General features: G+C 62.7%; 13 protein-coding genes. 8 read left to right on the forward strand and 5 right to left on the reverse strand.

Translation table 11 applies throughout. The features are described from left to right. Window positions 1-263 precede the first annotated feature (263 nt). Both QRN22_RS00005 and QRN22_RS00010 read right to left on the reverse strand, forming a co-directional pair. Window positions 264-863: a tRNA-uridine aminocarboxypropyltransferase gene (locus QRN22_RS00005; protein WP_042555774.1), complete on the reverse strand. Its 600-nt coding sequence runs from the start codon at window positions 861-863 to the stop codon at window positions 264-266. Between the two features lie 63 nt (window positions 864-926). Next, window positions 927-2492: a methyl-accepting chemotaxis protein gene (locus tag QRN22_RS00010; protein WP_042555773.1), complete on the reverse strand. Its 1566-nt coding sequence runs from the start codon at window positions 2490-2492 to the stop codon at window positions 927-929. A gap of 373 nt (window positions 2493-2865) precedes the next feature. On the opposite strand from QRN22_RS00010, the gene QRN22_RS00015 reads away from it, so the two are divergent. From QRN22_RS00015 to QRN22_RS00025, 3 genes are read left to right on the forward strand one after another with little or no spacing between them, the layout of a single operon-like run. Then, window positions 2866-4056 (forward strand): efflux RND transporter periplasmic adaptor subunit, encoded by a 1191-nt coding sequence (locus QRN22_RS00015; protein ID WP_052493853.1) that lies wholly within the window; start codon window positions 2866-2868, stop codon window positions 4054-4056. Window position 4057: 1 nt separating this feature from the next. Next, window positions 4058-6004 carry a MacB family efflux pump subunit gene (locus QRN22_RS00020; RefSeq protein WP_042555772.1) on the forward strand — a complete coding sequence of 649 codons (1947 nt, stop codon included), beginning with the start codon at window positions 4058-4060 and terminating at the stop codon, window positions 6002-6004. 6 nt (window positions 6005-6010) lie between these two features. Then, entirely contained in the window at window positions 6011-7420 is a 1410-nt protein-coding gene (locus QRN22_RS00025) for an efflux transporter outer membrane subunit (protein ID WP_197077048.1), read from the forward strand. Window positions 7421-7431: 11 nt separating this feature from the next. Here the strand turns inward: QRN22_RS00025 and QRN22_RS00030 are convergent, their stop codons facing one another. Continuing rightward, window positions 7432-7557, reverse strand: a complete 126-nt coding sequence (locus tag QRN22_RS00030; protein WP_257026875.1) for a PA1414 family protein — start codon at window positions 7555-7557, stop codon at window positions 7432-7434. A gap of 171 nt (window positions 7558-7728) precedes the next feature. Then, the gene (locus QRN22_RS00035; protein ID WP_082045873.1) at window positions 7729-9855 is read right to left on the reverse strand and encodes a TonB-dependent receptor family protein; all 2127 of its coding nucleotides are present in this window, start codon (window positions 9853-9855) and stop codon (window positions 7729-7731) included. 300 nt (window positions 9856-10155) lie between these two features. On the opposite strand from QRN22_RS00035, the gene QRN22_RS00040 reads away from it, so the two are divergent. Next, the gene (locus QRN22_RS00040; RefSeq protein ID WP_042555771.1) at window positions 10156-11043 is read left to right on the forward strand and encodes a DMT family transporter; all 888 of its coding nucleotides are present in this window, start codon (window positions 10156-10158) and stop codon (window positions 11041-11043) included. Between the two features lie 442 nt (window positions 11044-11485). Here the strand turns inward: QRN22_RS00040 and cysK are convergent, their stop codons facing one another. Beyond that, window positions 11486-12460, reverse strand: a complete 975-nt coding sequence (cysK, locus tag QRN22_RS00045; RefSeq protein ID WP_042555770.1) for a cysteine synthase A — start codon at window positions 12458-12460, stop codon at window positions 11486-11488. 124 nt (window positions 12461-12584) lie between these two features. On the opposite strand from cysK, the gene QRN22_RS00050 reads away from it, so the two are divergent. The 4 genes from QRN22_RS00050 (at window position 12585) to QRN22_RS00065 (ending at window position 15462) form a co-directional block, all read left to right on the forward strand. Beyond that, on the forward strand, window positions 12585-13667 hold the full coding sequence (locus QRN22_RS00050; RefSeq protein WP_502945142.1) for a DUF748 domain-containing protein: 1083 nt from the start codon (window positions 12585-12587) through the stop codon (window positions 13665-13667). A 119-nt stretch (window positions 13668-13786) separates the two neighbouring features. Beyond that, complete coding sequence (locus QRN22_RS00055) at window positions 13787-14632, forward strand: AAA family ATPase (RefSeq protein ID WP_042555768.1); 846 nt, start codon at window positions 13787-13789, stop codon at window positions 14630-14632. Between the two features lie 7 nt (window positions 14633-14639). Continuing rightward, window positions 14640-15074: a hypothetical protein gene (locus QRN22_RS00060; RefSeq protein ID WP_042555767.1), complete on the forward strand. Its 435-nt coding sequence runs from the start codon at window positions 14640-14642 to the stop codon at window positions 15072-15074. Then, window positions 15067-15462, forward strand: a complete 396-nt coding sequence (locus tag QRN22_RS00065; RefSeq protein ID WP_042555766.1) for a GFA family protein — start codon at window positions 15067-15069, stop codon at window positions 15460-15462. Before QRN22_RS00060 ends, QRN22_RS00065 begins: the two co-directional genes overlap by 8 nt. The last annotated feature ends 9 nt before the right edge of the window (window positions 15463-15471 follow it).

A 15471-nucleotide genomic window follows, 5' to 3' on the forward strand; every position in this document is an offset into this window, starting at 1 on the left:
CATGCTCTGAACAGTCAGCCACCATCGGCGTTGAATGGCTTTGGTGGGCCAAAGCCCCACCCTACGGTTCATGCCCCTGGGAAGTAGGGTGGGCTTCAGCCCACCACCAATGACGCCCACAGCCCGAAGCTGCGAACCGCATGCTCTGAACAGTCAGCCACCATCGGCGTTGAATGGCTTTGGTGGGCCAAAGCCCCACCCTACGGCTCATGCCCCTGGGAAGTAGGGTGGGCTTCAGCCCACCAGTACCTCCTCAAGGCCAATCAACGCAGGTGATTGCGCCTGAACGTCTCCTCGCCCATCGCCGCGATCTGCCCTTCGATCAGGGCGTCGAAGGGTTTCAACAGCGCCTGATAATCAGCTGGCGCCTCCAGCACGTTCAATGCTGCGACGATCGCCTCGAGGGTCGACAGCGATCCTTGCATCGGTGCCTTGCGCAGGCGATAGCGTGAGGGCGGTACATCCGACAGGGTCACCCGCGGCAGCGCTGCCAACGCAGGATTGAGATGCAGCAGCTTGCGTGCCTTGCGCCAGGTGCCATCGGGCACTACCAGCCGCAATGGTCTGCCATCCGGTTCATCGACCAGGCTGTCCAGCGGCTGCGCATCGTCCCCCGGAAATAGCAAACAGGTGCGATGGTCAGGGTGCGCCAACCACAACGACAGATCCTCGAACACCTCGCCAACCCGCAGCCTTGCATTGCGCAGGCCGAGCACGGCCAGATTGGCGGTGTTCAGGGCGTGATCGACCTCATCGGGATGCTGCAGCACGAGTATTTCGGTACGGCTGGGCAGATCGGGGATCAACGCGCACAGGCAATGGCTTTCGGGACGTTTGCAGCGGGAACAACGGGGGCGTGACATGGGCAGGTCTCCTCGGCCGCGCAGTGTGCCATAGCACACTTGCACAGCCGAGGAGCGGTTGTATCAGCGGTTGAATCGCTCGGCCAGGCTATGCAGGTAGTCGGCCATGGTTTCCAGTTCCCTGCCGATGGCGGCGCCCTGGTGAGCCTGCTCGGCGCCTTGCTCGGAAAGCTGAGCGATGCGGGTGATCTGCCGGCTGATGTCCTCGGCCACCTGACCCTGCTCTTCGGAAGCGGCGGCGATCTGCTGGCTCATGCCGGTGATGCGGCTGACCGATTCACTGATGCCATCCAGCGCGAGACGCACCGCCTCGACGCTCTGCACGCTCTCCCGGGAGATCTCCTCGCCTCGCCCGGCCGTGACCACCGCGCGCTCGGCGCCGGCACGCAGCGAAGCGATGATCTGGTGAATCTGCTGGGTCGACTCGCGCGTACGCGAGGCCAGGGAGCGCACCTCATCGGCAACCACGGCGAACCCACGCCCCTGCTCGCCCGCGCGCGCCGCCTCGATGGCGGCGTTGAGCGCGAGCAGGTTGGTCTGCTCGGCGATCGAGGTGATCACGTCGGCGACACTGCCGATGGACTGGGTGGAGTTGGCCAGGTCGTTCACCGCCTGGCCGATGTCGGCGACCGCCTTGGCCATATGCTGCATGGACTCCAGGCTGCCCCCGGCCAGTTGCCGACCTTCCTTGGCCAGGCGATCGGCCTCTTCGGCGGCATGACTGGTGCTCTGCACGTTCTGGGTGACTTCCTGAATGGTCGCGGCCATCTGGTTGATGGCCGTGGCCGACTGATCGGTCTCGCTGCGCTGCAGGTCGAGCATCTCGGCGCCCGCTCGAGAAAAACCGGCGGCCTGGGCGGCCTGCTTCTTGACGTTGACGCCGGCGTCTTCGAGACGGGTCAGCGCCGTCTGCAGCCTCGCCTCTTCGCTGATCATGGCCATGTCCAGCAATGCCTGAGCGCCGCGGCTCTCGCTGTAGGTCAGCGCCACCAGACTGCTGGTGAAAGCCTTGGGATGATCGGCCAGGGTCCGGCGAATCAACGAGCGCTTGCTGTACAGCTGATAGGAACCCAGGGCGGCCATCACCACCACGATGAGCGCCGCCAGCCAGAACCCGGCAAGCACCGACTGAGCAGCGAGGATCACCAGTGTGGCGAGAATCAGCGGCCAGGAGCGAATCAGGTCATAGGTCAGGTATTCGATCTTCGGCACCGGGGGCTTGCCGGCTCGCAACCTGGCGTACAGCGCCTCGGCGCGGCGCTTCTGGTCTTCGCTGGGCAGCGAGCGCACCGATTCGTAACCCGACACCTGGCCGTTCTGGTAGATCGGCGTGACGTAGGCACTGACCCAGTAGTAATCGCCATTCTTCGAGCGGTTCTTGACGATCCCCATCCAGGGTTTGCCCTGCTTGATGGTGTCCCACATGTGGCCGAATACCGCTGGCGGCATGTCCGGGTGGCGCACCAGGTTGTGGGGCTGGCCGATCAGTTCCTCACGAGTGAAGCCGCTGATGGCAACGAATGCGTCGTTGCAGTAAGTGATCTTGCTGTTCAGATCGGTGGTGGAGATCAACCGCTCATGCGCAGGAAAAGTCCTTTCGCGCTGAGTCACCGGCAGATTCTGACGCATGCTTGCAATCCTTTAGTTCGTGAAGGGTACATCCCTGCCACTCCACTATGTCTAGCACAGCAAAGCTGCCGCGCCAGCACAGGTAGGCGTTTGGTTTTAAACAACTAAGCACGAGCGAAATGGCACGTTGGAGTCGTCGTACTTGGCTCCCTGCCACGCCTGTTTCCTGCTTACCCGATCGGGCTTTCCATAATGTCGGCAAGCGCGGCGGTGACTTGAGAGCCTTGCCGCATTCACCGGGTCACAAATGACCGCAGCCGGTGGTCCGCCACGAACTTTACCTATTCCTGACAGAACCTTACCTCGCTCTTACCCAACGCCGATGGCCGCCTCCCTATAGTGGCGACATCCACATTCGTTGCGTGCCATCACCATGCCAAGACCCAAGCTGCTGCTCCTGATTCCCGCCATAGCCGCCCTGACCCTGGGCGGCTATGCACTCCACGGCTGGCTGCAGCCTGCACCGGGCAACGGCCTGCTGACGGCCGAGGTGCGCCAGGCAGACATCGAGCAGACGGTCATCGCCACCGGCACGCTGGAAGCCTTCAAACAGGTCAGTGTCGGCGCCCAGGTGTCCGGCCAGGTCACCAGCCTGCACGTCGACTTCGGTGATCTGGTCAAGCAGGGCGACCCCATCGCCGAGATCGATTCCCTGACACAGCAGAACGACCTGGCCAATGCCAAGGCCGCACTGGCCAATGTGAAGGCGCAGCGCGCGGTGCAGGCCGCGACCTTGAAGAAGGCGCAACTCGCCTTCAACCGCCAGAAGTCGATGCTCGCCCAGAACGCCAGCTCGCGGGAGAGCTACGAGACCGCAGAGGCCGACCTGAATACCGCCGAGGCCCAGGTCGCCGCCCTGGATGCGCAGATTCAGCAGGCGCAGATTCAGGTGTCCACCGCCGAAGTCGACCTCGGCTATACCAAGATCGTCGCGCCCATCGATGGCACCGTGGTTGGCGTGGTGGTCAAGGAAGGCCAGACGGTCAACTCGGCGCAGTCGGCGCCGACCATCGTCAAGGTCGCCCAGCTCGACAAGATGACCGTGCGCGCAGAAATTTCCGAGGCCGATGTAGTCAATCTTCAGCCTGGCCTGCCGGTGTACTTCACCATTCTCGGCGAGCCCGGCAAGCGCTATGAAGCGACGCTGCGCATGATCGAGCCGGCACCGGACTCGATCAACACCAGCGACAGCACCTCGAGCAGTTCATCGTCGACCACCTCCACCGATACGGCGGTGTATTACATCGCCGTGTTCGACGTGCCCAACCCGGACGGCAAGCTGCGCATTTCCATGACCACCGAAGTGAACATCGTCCTCGACAGCGTCAAGGGCGCGGCAAGCGTTCCGGTGTCGGCGCTGGGCAGCGCCAACCGCGATGGCAGCTACACCGTTCAGGTGCTCAAGAACGGCAAGGTCGAGGCACGGCAGATCCGCACTGGCCTGGAAGACTCGATCAACGCTCAGGTAGTGGAAGGCCTGGAAACCGGTGACAAGGTGGTACTCGGCGACGCCGCAGCCGGTTCCAGTACCACCCTGCGCATGCGCGGGCCGATGAGGCTCTGACATGGCACTCCTAGAACTGAGCGGCCTGCGCCGCGAATTCCCTGCCGGGGAACAGACCATCGCCGTGCTCAAGGATGTCGACCTGAGCATCGAACAGGGCGAGATGGTGGCCATCATCGGCACCTCCGGTTCCGGCAAGTCGACGCTGATGAACATCCTCGGTTGCCTGGATAGAGCCAGCGCCGGCACCTACCGCATCGCTGGCCGGGAAACCGGCAAACTGTCACCGGACGAGCTGGCCGAACTGCGTCGCGAGTATTTCGGCTTCATCTTCCAGCGCTACCACCTGCTTGGCGATCTGGACGCCGTGGGCAACGTCGAAGTACCGGCCATCTACGCCGGCAAGGACGCCGCCAGCCGCCGCGAGCGCGCCGAAGCCCTGCTGCAGCGGCTCGGCCTGGGCGAACGCCTGAGCCACAGGCCAAATCAGCTTTCCGGCGGCCAGCAGCAACGCGTCTCCATTGCCCGGGCGCTGATGAATGGCGGCCAGGTGATTCTCGCCGACGAACCCACTGGCGCACTGGACAGCCACAGCGGCGAGGAAATGCTCAAGCTGCTGCGCGAGCTGCATGCCGCCGGGCACACGGTGATCATCGTCACCCACGACATGAAGGTCGCGGAAATCGCCGACCGCATCATCGAGATCAGCGACGGCTGCATCATCGCCGACCGCCGCCTGCGCACCGTCGATGACGATGTGCGCGCCATGCCTGAACCCGCGCCGGCACGGGCCGCCAATGCCGTGAAGGCCGGCTTCGGCCAGTTTCGCGAAGCCCTGCGCATGGCCCTGCTGGCGATGCTGTCGCACAAGCTGCGAACCTTTCTGACCATGCTCGGCATCATCATCGGCATCGCCTCGGTGGTCTCGGTGGTGGCGCTCGGTCAGGGTTCGCAGCAGAAGATCATGGAAAACATCAGTGCGATCGGCACCAACACCATCGACATCTATCCCGGCAGCGGTTTTGGTGATCGCCGCTCCGGGCGCATCCAGACACTCGTGCCGGCCGATGCCGACGCCCTGGCCGGCCAGGCTTTCGTCGACAGCGTCACGCCGTCGGTTTCCAGCTCCGGCACCCTGCGCTATCGCGAGCAGGCGCTGAGCGTATCCACCAGCGGCGTGGGCGAGCAGTTCTTCCGCGCCAAGGGCTACACCTTCGCCCAGGGCCGCGCGTTCGATGCCAAGGCGGTACGCGAATCGGCGCAGAGCGCGGTCATCGATGACAACACCTATAAGAAACTATTCGCCGGCAAGCAGGCACTCGGTCAGGTGATTCTGCTGGGCAACGTTCCGGTACGCGTGGTCGGCGTGCTCGACCCCATTCAGAGCAACTTCGGCGGCAGCGATTCGGTGCGCGTCTATCTGCCCTACACCGCGGTGATGAACCGCATGCTCGGCCAGTCGTACCTGGAAAGCATCACCGTGCGGGTCGACGACAGTGTCTCCAGCGATGCCGCCGAGCAGGGCATCATCCGCCTGCTCACCCGCCGTCACGGGGTCCAGGACTTCTTCGTGATGAACACCGACACCATCCGCCAGACCATCGAGAAGACCAGTCAGACCATGACCCTGCTGATCTCGGCCATCGCCCTGATCTCCCTGTTGGTCGGCGGCATCGGGGTGATGAACATCATGCTGGTGTCGGTCACCGAGCGTACCCGTGAAATCGGCGTGCGCATGGCGGTGGGTGCCCGGCAGAACGACATCCTTCGCCAGTTCCTGATCGAGGCGGTGCTGGTGTGCCTGATCGGTGGCGCACTGGGGGTGATATCGGCGCTGGCCTTCGGTGCGCTGTTCAGCCGTTTCACCAGTGAATTCAGCCTGGTGTTTTCCAGCGGCTCGATCATCGCTGCGTTTCTCTGTTCCACGGTCATCGGCCTGGTGTTCGGTTTTCTGCCAGCCCGCAATGCCGCCCGCCTCGACCCCGTCGACGCTTTGTCTCGTGAGTAGCCGATCATGCACAGTCACTACCTGAAACCTCTGTCACTGCTCGTCGCCCTTGCTCTGGGCGGCTGCAGCTCGCTGCTCTCCACACCTTACGAGCGCCCGGCGCTGAACGTACCCGCCAGCTGGCAGCAGCCTGGCCAACAGCAGGCCAGCAGCGGCCAGGCCTGGTGGACAGCCTTCAATGATGCGGAGTTGGATCGACTGATCGATGCGGCGCTGGCCCGCAACAACGATATCGGCACCGCATTGCTGAACGTACGCCGCGCACGATTGCAGGCTGGGCTGACCCGCGATGGGCAGTTTCCCCAGCTCAGCAGCGGGCTGAGTGCCGACCGTACGCGTGCCTTGCGCGGGGAAGGCAGCACCGCTCACAGCTATTCGCTGACCGGCTCGGTGAGCTGGGAGGCCGACCTGTGGAACCGTCTGGGCAGCGCCACCGATGCAGCCGAGCTGGAGGCGCTGGCAACCGAGCAGGATTACGCCGCTACTCGCCTGTCACTGGCGGGTACGGTGGCGAGCCTTTACTGGCAGATCGGCTATCTCAACGAACGCCTGACGGCCAGCGCCGCGAGCATCGAGTACGCACGGCAAACCCTGCAGTTGGTTCAGGTGCAATACGATGCCGGCCAGGCTTCGGCGCTGGAGCTCGCCGAGGCGCGGCAGAGCCTGGAAACCCAGTTGGCCAATGACGTGGACCTGCGCCAGCAACGCGTCGAGCAGCGCAACGCCCTGGCCGTGCTGTTCGATGGGGCCAGCCCGGTGAGCCTGATTGAACTGCAGAGCCTGCAAGGCAGCGTATTACCGGCCGTGGCCGCCGATCTACCGGCCAGCCTGCTGGCTCGTCGCCCGGATCTGCGCGCTGCTGAACTGCGCCTGCGCAGTAGCCTGAAATCCGTGGATGCCACCCGCGCCAGCTATTACCCGGATCTGAGCCTGACCGGCACCTTAGGCTACTCCAGTTCGGCACTGGGCAATCTGCTGCAGAATCCGGTCGGCGCCGTGGGTGCCAGCCTGGCCATGCCTTTCCTGCAGTGGAACCAGATGAAGCTCAACGTCGCGGTATCGAAAACCGACTATGAGCTGGCGGTGACGGACTTCCGCCAGAGCCTGTATCAGGCATTGGCGGACGTGGAAAACGGGCTGGCGGGGCGACGCCACTACGCCGAGCAGGAAGCGATGCGCAGTCGCGCACTGGACGCAGCCCGCGAGGCCGAGCGTATCTATCGAATTCGTTACGAATCAGGGGCTGTGGATCTGCAATCCTGGCTGAGCGCACAGGACACCCGCCGCACGGCACAAATCACCTTGGCGGAGAATCGTCTGAACCAGCTGATAAATGCAGTCACGCTGTATCAATCCCTGGGCGGGGATACAGGTGTGAACATCGAAGCGCCGCTGGCGGCGCTTCCAGATCAATGACGCAGCGCTACTCAGCGGCGGCGCTGACGCTCGGCAGCCAGGCGGCGCTGCTCTTCACTGCGGATTGGGATCGGCTGCATGCGCGGGGCAAACAGGGCATTGAGCTGTGCGGCAAGTTTTTCGAACCAGGCTTTCATAAGAGATATCCTCGACTGCACGCGGCTATGGTGGCCGCTTGACTTGAGAGTAGCCGAAACCATCGCACTAGGGGAGATGTAACAAGCCTCCAACCGTTGCAAGGCGCTACCGACCGTCGCTTTGCGCCTGCTGACAATCGGGGGCCGATGCAACAGCCCCCTCCGGTTTCATCAGAACTGATACTCCACACCCGCTCCGGCATACCAGGAACGGCCCGGCGCCGCCTCGTAATAGCGGTTGTTGCCGTCGCCGACGATCACCGAACCGACATATTGCCTATCCAGCAGGTTATCCAGGCGCAGGGTCTGGTGAGTCTTCCAGGCCCCCAGATTCTGCTCGAAGCGGGTACGCCAGTTGAAGACCGCGTAACTCGGTGCAGCCTTCTGGCTGTTGGTGTCCTCGACGTACACCTTGCTGCGATACAGGCCTTCCACGGCAGTGCTGATGCCATCGACGGGCTTCCAGGCCACTTCGCCGAACAGCGTAGTGCGTGGCACGCCAGGGAGATTGTTGCCCTTGTCGATGGTGTTATTGCCTGCGACGAAGCGCGAATCATAGGTCGCGGCCAAGTAGGTATAGGCCAACGCTGCCGACCACTGCTCATTGAACTGGCTCTCGATGCCCAGCTCGAAACCGCGGCGCAGGGTCTTGCCGGCGTTCTGGTAGCTGGTGCGGCCGCCGCTGTTTTCCAGCACGACGATTTCATCATCGGTGGTGATCTGGAAGATCGCGGCATTGACGCGGGTGCCTTCGGCAACGCGGGCTTTCAGGCCAATTTCGTACTGGGTGCTTTCCGACGGCTCCAGGCCATAGTTGAAGCCAGCATTGCCCTGCGAGTAGGCCAGCTCGGCCTGACTCGGCGTTTCGAAACCCTTGCCGACACTGACATAGCCATTCAGGTCGGGCGTGAAGGCGTAACCCAGACTGACCGAGGGCGTGGCCTTTTCGTAGCGCCGGGTGCCACTGTCGTCACCATTGGCACCGACGATGTACTTGTCATCGACGTCCACCTCCACGGTGCTGTAGCGCAGCCCCCCCTGCAGCGTCCAGTCACCCAGTGTCCAGGTTGCCTGGGCGTAGGGATCCAGGCTGGTGACGGTGTCGACTTCGTCGCGGCGCAGCGCACCTTTGACGCCTACCTGAGAGCCAGAGAAATTCTCGTATCCACGGCGATCGTCACGGCTCTGATCATAATCGAGGCCGAACACCAGCCGCAGATCACCCGCGACCCCATCCACCGGTTGCAGCCAGCGAACACTGCCACCATGAAATTCTCGGTCGAAATCCACTACCCCGCCACTGTGATTCGGATTGCCCTGCGGCCCCTGAGGAATGGCCAGGTACTGAATCACGCTGCGTTTGCCTGCATAGGCCGTGGCCTGCAGCGTCGCATCACCAAAATAGCGCTCATAGTTGGCGCCCAGTTGCTGGTGATCGATGCTTTTGCGGGTATTGAAGTTTCGCGCATTGACCGCCACCGAGCGCGGATCGGCCTTATATGCCTCCCAAGCCTGGCCAAGGGGATCCTTGGTACCGTTCTGCTCCAGGCTGCTGTAGATCAGCGCCAGCTTGCTGTCTTCATCCGGTTTGAAGTTGAGCTTGGCGAAGGTCTGGTCACGGCGTGCCGAGCTGTGGTCGCGGTAACCGTCGGTGTCCATCCGCGAGGCGTCGAGCACGAAGCCCACGCCATCCGCCTCGCCTTCGGCGGTGAGGTGGTTGCGGGTCAGGCCGTCGCTGCCGATCAGGGTCTCGGCACCGATACGCGGCCGGCCGACGCCATCGCGGGAAAACATCTGGATCACCCCGCCAGCATTGCTGCCATACAGCGTCGAGGCCGGGCCACGCAGCACTTCGATGCGGTCGGCGGTATCCAGGTTGAAGGTCGCCGCCTGGCCCTGGCCGTCCGGCGTGCTGGCCGGAATGCCATCGGTGATCAGCTTCAGCCCGCGCACGCCGAACGCCGAGCGTGCGCCAAAACCACGGGACGATATCTGCAGGTCCTGGGCATAGTTCTGGCGGTTCTGCACCACCAAGCCGGGCACCCGGGTGAGCACCTCGGAGGCATTGATACCCAGCTGACCATCGCTGATCTGCTCGCGGTCGATGCCGTCAACCGAGAATGGCAGGTCGAAACTCTGCATCGCGCTACGCGAGCCGGTCACCACGCTGGGATCGAGCACCAGCCTGCTGACAGGCTCCGCCGCCTGTGCCGCACCTGCAGCCGCGCAGCTGCATAACAGGATGGCCTTGGCCAGACGAGACAGTTCGGGCAGTTGCGCGGGCGGGTTGCAGCTCATGGGCATGTTCCTTGATTCTTCGACAGCGCGTAGTTGGCGCGACCATCCATATTTGAGTGGCGATGGAGAGCGGCGCCATTATGGTGCTTTGCAGCCTGACGTGCGACCCGCGCGCCAGAGCGCTTGTTCAAACAATAGTGACCGTGAACGCGAAGCCGTTGTGCACCGGGCGATGCATAAAGGTTGCAGCGTGTTTCTCGCCAAAGGTGCACCTGCCGACATTGAAAGCCCATTGCGCGCTTGCCTTGCGGGCGACGTCCGGCAAAACTGCCAGCCTTCCGCCCGAAACTGGAGCCCACCTTGCGCCCTGCCGACATGCTGCGCCTTCTGCTACTCGCGTCGATCTGGGGAGCCAGCTTCCTGTTCCTGCGCGTGGTGGCCCCTGTGATCGGCAGCATGCCGACCGCTTTCTTTCGCGCCGCGATCGCCATGCTGGGCCTGCTGGCGATCCTGCTGCTGATGCGGGTGAAGTGGGACTTCCATGGCAAGCTGGGCCTGTGCCTGGTGCTGGGGGTGATCAATGCCGGCATTCCATCGGCCATGTACAGCCTGGCGGCACTGGTGCTGCCCGCCGGCTATTCGGCGATCATCAACGCCACCACGCCGATGATGGGGGTGCTGATCGGCGCCCTGTTCTTCGCCGAAGCGATGACGCTGACCCGCGCCGCAGGTGTTGCCCTTGGCCTGTTCGGCGTCGCCGTACTGACCCGTAGCGGCCCGGTGGAACTGGATACCGATCTGGTACTTGGCGCCCTCGCCTGCCTGCTGGCGACGCTCTGTTACGGCCTGGCTGGCTTCCTCACCCGGCGCTGGATAGCCGGTGGCCTGGACAATCGCCTCACCGCGTTTGGCAGCCTGTGCGGCGCCAGCCTGTTCCTGCTGCCGCTGTTCGGTGGCTCACTGGCGATACAGCCACCGGCCACCTGGGGCGGCTGGCTGGAGTGGTCTTCCCTGCTGGCCCTGGGGCTGGGCTGCACGGCCTTCGCGTACGTGCTGTACTTTCGCCTGCTCAACGACATCGGGCCGATCAGGGCGTCGACCACCACCTTTCTGATTCCCATCTTCGGTGTGCTCTGGGGCGCGCTGCTGCTCGACGAGCCCTTGTCCTGGGCGCACCTGTACGGCGGCATATTGATCGCCATCGCCTTGTGGCTGGTGGTTCGCCCGGCGACGAAAGCACCGGCATAGACAGCTGTCCAATCCCATAGGGTGGGTCGCGGCGTGCAAGTGAAGCGTCGGCCCCCCGTACGGCTCGAAAGCAGTGCCGGACGATCAATTAGGTGGGCTGAAGCCCCACCCTACAGGGGACGTTTGCATGGCCGTGTGTGGATTACCATTGCCTCGTGGTGATTCGCCTTGCGGCGACTTTGAAGAGAGTCGGTGGTCGATTTTGATGGACTGAAGCCCACCCTACAGGGGACGTTTGCATGGCCGTGTGTGGATCACCATTGCCTCGTGGTGATTCGCCTTGCGGCGATTTTGAAGAGAGTCGGTGGTCGATTTTGGTGGGCTGAAGCCCCACCCTACAGGGCGCTGACGTAGGGTGGGCTTCAGCCCACCAATTCGCCTCGTTTGATGGCTCCCACGCTCAAGCGTGGGGAGCGATCCGCTTGGCTACGCGGCCAATACGTTACTGCTGCAATTCCTGCTCGGTGAACAGGTCACTGAACAGCATGCTCGACAGGTAGCGCTCACCGGAGTCCGGCAGGATCACCACGATGGTCTTGCCCTGCATTTCCGGCTTCTCGGCCAGGCGCACCGCCACTGCCATTGCCGCGCCGCAGGAAATACCGCAGAGAATGCCTTCCTCGCGCATCAGGCGCAGGGCCATGGCCTTGGAATCCTCGTCGGTCACCTGCTCGACCCGGTCGACCAGCGACAAGTCGAGGTTCTTCGGTACGAAGCCGGCGCCAATGCCCTGAATCTTGTGCGGGCTGGGCTTGACCTCTTCGCCGGCCAGGGTCTGGGTGATCACTGGCGAGGAGACCGGCTCGACCGCGATGGACTGGATCGCCTTGCCCTGGGTCTGCTTTATATAGCGCGAGACCCCGGTGATGGTACCGCCGGTACCCACACCGGACACCAGCACATCCACGGCACCTTCGGTGTCATTCCAGATTTCCGGGCCGGTGGTTTTCTCGTGGATCGCCGGGTTGGCCGGGTTTTCGAACTGCTGTGGCATGTAGTACTTGGCGGTATCGGAGGCGGCGATTTCGGCGGCCTTCTCGATCGCCCCCTTCATGCCCTTGGCAGGCTCGGTGAGTACCAGTTCGGCACCCAGCGCCTTGAGCACCTTGCGACGCTCCAGGCTCATGGACGCCGGCATGGTCAGCACCAGCTTGTAACCACGGGCAGCGGCGACGAAGGCCAGACCGATGCCGGTGTTGCCCGAAGTGGGCTCTACCAGCGTCATGCCCGGTTTGAGCACACCACGGGACTCGGCATCCCAGACCATGTTGGCGCCGATCCGGCACTTCACCGAATAGGCAGGGTTGCGCCCCTCGATCTTGGCCAGGATGGTCACGCCCTTGGGCCCGAGGCGGTTGATCATCACCAGCGGTGTGTTGCCGATAGCCTGTGCGTTGTCTGCATATATGCGGCTCATGGTGTACCGGTTCCTTGTCATGACTGAGCCCATCAGCCTATGCCCGATGCGTCAGGGCGTCCAGCGTCGGGAAGGTCGAACTCTGCGGGCGCCCTTGCAGTCCATCCAGACTACGCCTACACGGATGCATCCGATGAAACGCCGCTACAGCCTGCCGCTCTGGATCTGCCTGGGCCTGCTCGCACTGCTGCTGGTCGTCCACGTCGCCCTGCCCTATGTGCTGCGCGACTACCTGAACGAGAAGCTCGCCGACATGGGCGACTACCGCGGCCATGTCGAGGATGTGGACCTGGCACTGTGGCGCGGCGGTTACCGCATCAACGGCCTGCGTATCGTCAAGGCGGAGCGCGACGTTCCAGTCCCCTTCGTGGCGGTGCCGCAGATCGAGATATCGGTGAGCTGGAACGAACTATGGAGTGCCCGTGCAGTGGTCGCCCGGGTGGTGTTCGAGAAACCCGAGGTGAATTTCGTCGACAGCGAAAACCGCGACGACGCCCAGACCGGTGAAGGCGTCGACTGGCGCGAGCAACTGAACAAGCTGCTGCCCATCACCCTCAACGAAGTGCGCGTGAACGATGGCACCCTGGGTTTCTACAACTTCAATGCCTCGCCGCCGGTGAAGATCCAGGCCAACGCCATCCAGGCCAGCCTCTATAACCTGACCAACGTGGCCGACGAACAGGGTGACCGGGTCGCCCGCTTCGAAGGCAAGGCACGGTTGCTAGACCATGCCCCCCTGGAAGCCAGCGCGGTATTCGACCCCTTCCACAACTTCCAGGATTTCGAATTCCGCGTACGCGCCACCGGCATCGAACTGCCACGCCTCAACGACCTGGCCAATGCCTATGGCAAGTTCGATTTCAAGAGTGGCAACGGTGACCTGGTGGTCGAAGCCTTCGCCGAAGACTCCCAACTGAGCGGCTACATCAAGCCACTGCTGCGCAACGTCGAAGTGTTCGACTGGCAGCAGGACGTGGAAAACGAAAACAAGGGCTTTTTCCGCTCCATCTGGGAAGCCGTGGTCGGTGGCGGCGAGAAGGTCCTGAAAAATCAGCGACAGGATCAGATCGCCACCCGCGTCGAGCTGCGTGGCAGCACACGTCAGCAGGATATCAGCGCCTTCCAGGCGTTCATCGGCATCCTGCGCAATGGTTTCGTCGAGGCGTTCAACAGCCGCTTCGAGCGAGGCGCGGCAACGGAACAATGAAACGTCTATTCAGTGACTGAATAGCCGCCCCGCGTTCACAGTCGTGACCCCATCACGCTATAGTCTCCGCTTTGACACATGCCCTGCCCCTGCTGGCGTCGACGCACGAGGATCATCCAATGAAGTTCGAAGGCACACCGTCCTATGTCGCCACCGACGACCTAAAATTGGCAGTAAATGCGGCCATCACCCTGCAGCGGCCGCTGCTGGTCAAGGGCGAGCCCGGTACCGGCAAGACCCTGCTGGCCGAGCAGTTGGCCGAGTCCTTCGGCACGCGCCTGATCACCTGGCACATCAAGTCCACCACCAAGGCTCACCAGGGTCTGTACGAATACGATGCGGTGAGCCGCCTGCGTGATTCGCAGCTCAGCTCCGAGAAGGTTCACGACGTTCGCAACTACATCAAGAAAGGCAAGCTGTGGGAGGCCTTCGAGGCCGAAGAGCGCGTGGTGCTGCTGATCGACGAAATCGACAAGGCCGACATCGAATTCCCCAACGACCTGTTGCAGGAACTCGACAAGATGGAGTTCTACGTTTACGAGACCGACGAGACGATCAAGGCCAAGCAGCGCCCGATCATCATCATCACCTCGAACAACGAGAAGGAATTGCCGGACGCCTTCCTGCGCCGCTGCTTCTTCCACTACATCGCCTTCCCGGATCGCCAGACCCTGCAGAAGATCGTCGACGTGCACTACCCCGGCATCAGCAACAGCCTGGTGGCCGAAGCCCTCGACGTGTTCTTCGACGTGCGCAAGGTGCCGGGGTTGAAGAAGAAGCCCTCGACCAGCGAACTGGTCGACTGGCTCAAGCTACTAATGGCCGACAACATCGGCGAGGCGGTGCTGCGCGAGCGCGATCCGACCAAGGCCATCCCGCCCCTGGCTGGTGCCCTGGTGAAGAACGAGCAGGACGTGCACTTGCTGGAGCGCCTGGCCTTCATGGCGCGCCGCGGTAATCGCTGATATCAAAATGGATATCGAACGAGTACGTCGTAAGCGTCAGAAGAACGTCCAGGAACAGACGCTACTGAGACAGGAATCACTGCTGCGAGCGGCCACCTTTTATCGCGACAATCCAGACAGAGTTCCGCTTGCCCTGCGGCAATACGCTTTAGGCCAAGCGATAGACTGGGATAGATCGATCATCATGGAGCTAGACGCCAATATCTATGGCGGTTATTGGGTTAACGGAATGTTGTTGACCCAAGAACATCGCTTCATCGAGTTTGACTTGTCGACCAACGAAGATCACAGCGCTCTGGATGACTCAGCAAAAGTCATTTGGCTCGACGTCAGCGCACAAACCAGCACGTCTCGACATCTGCGAGGAACCGGCATAAGCAAAGGAGCACTGGCATTGGAAATCCAAGCTGTGTTGAATAACGAGGATGAACCAGATGCATAGCGGCAGCTGTCTCTGCGGTACGGTGAAGTACCAGATCGACGCGCCCATCGAGTCCGCCAATCATTGCCATTGCAGCCAGTGCCGCAAAGGCCATGGCGCGGCGTTCGCCACGTACGGCAACGTGCGGCGCGAGCACTTTCGCTTTACCCAGGGCGAGGAATCGGTCAGCACCTTCAACTCGTCACCAGGCGTAGGCCGTACTTTCTGCCAGCGCTGCGGCTCGAATCTGCAGTGGTTCGCCGAGCAGCCCCGCCCGAACTGGTTGTCGGTAACCCTGGGGACGCTGGATACGCCGCTACCCAGCGTTGCCCAGCAACACATTCATGCCGAATCCTGCGCCGACTGGTACCGGATCGCCGACGGCCTGCCCGTAGAACGTCGCGACTGAGGAAGCCAC

Source organism: Pseudomonas sp. MEJ086, from assembly GCF_030209025.1.
Taxonomy (GTDB): domain Bacteria; phylum Pseudomonadota; class Gammaproteobacteria; order Pseudomonadales; family Pseudomonadaceae; genus Aquipseudomonas; species Aquipseudomonas fulva_A.

Excerpts from the sequence above, each read along its gene's own strand:
- QRN22_RS00005 (WP_042555774.1), bottom strand. The coding sequence starts at position 863 with ATGTCACGCCCCCGTTGTTCCCGCTGCAAACGTCCCGAAAGCCATTGC.
- QRN22_RS00010 (WP_042555773.1), bottom strand. The coding sequence starts at position 2,492 with ATGCGTCAGAATCTGCCGGTGACTCAGCGCGAAAGGACTTTTCCTGCG.
- QRN22_RS00015 (WP_052493853.1), top strand. The coding sequence starts at position 2,866 with ATGCCAAGACCCAAGCTGCTGCTCCTGATTCCCGCCATAGCCGCCCTG.
- QRN22_RS00020 (WP_042555772.1), top strand. The coding sequence starts at position 4,058 with ATGGCACTCCTAGAACTGAGCGGCCTGCGCCGCGAATTCCCTGCCGGG.
- QRN22_RS00025 (WP_197077048.1), top strand. The coding sequence starts at position 6,011 with ATGCACAGTCACTACCTGAAACCTCTGTCACTGCTCGTCGCCCTTGCT.
- QRN22_RS00030 (WP_257026875.1), bottom strand. The coding sequence starts at position 7,557 with ATGAAAGCCTGGTTCGAAAAACTTGCCGCACAGCTCAATGCCCTGTTT.
- QRN22_RS00035 (WP_082045873.1), bottom strand. The coding sequence starts at position 9,855 with ATGAGCTGCAACCCGCCCGCGCAACTGCCCGAACTGTCTCGTCTGGCC.
- cysK (WP_042555770.1), bottom strand. The coding sequence starts at position 12,460 with ATGAGCCGCATATATGCAGACAACGCACAGGCTATCGGCAACACACCG.
- QRN22_RS00050 (WP_502945142.1), top strand. The coding sequence starts at position 12,585 with ATGCATCCGATGAAACGCCGCTACAGCCTGCCGCTCTGGATCTGCCTG.
- QRN22_RS00055 (WP_042555768.1), top strand. The coding sequence starts at position 13,787 with ATGAAGTTCGAAGGCACACCGTCCTATGTCGCCACCGACGACCTAAAA.
- QRN22_RS00060 (WP_042555767.1), top strand. The coding sequence starts at position 14,640 with ATGGATATCGAACGAGTACGTCGTAAGCGTCAGAAGAACGTCCAGGAA.
- QRN22_RS00065 (WP_042555766.1), top strand. The coding sequence starts at position 15,067 with ATGCATAGCGGCAGCTGTCTCTGCGGTACGGTGAAGTACCAGATCGAC.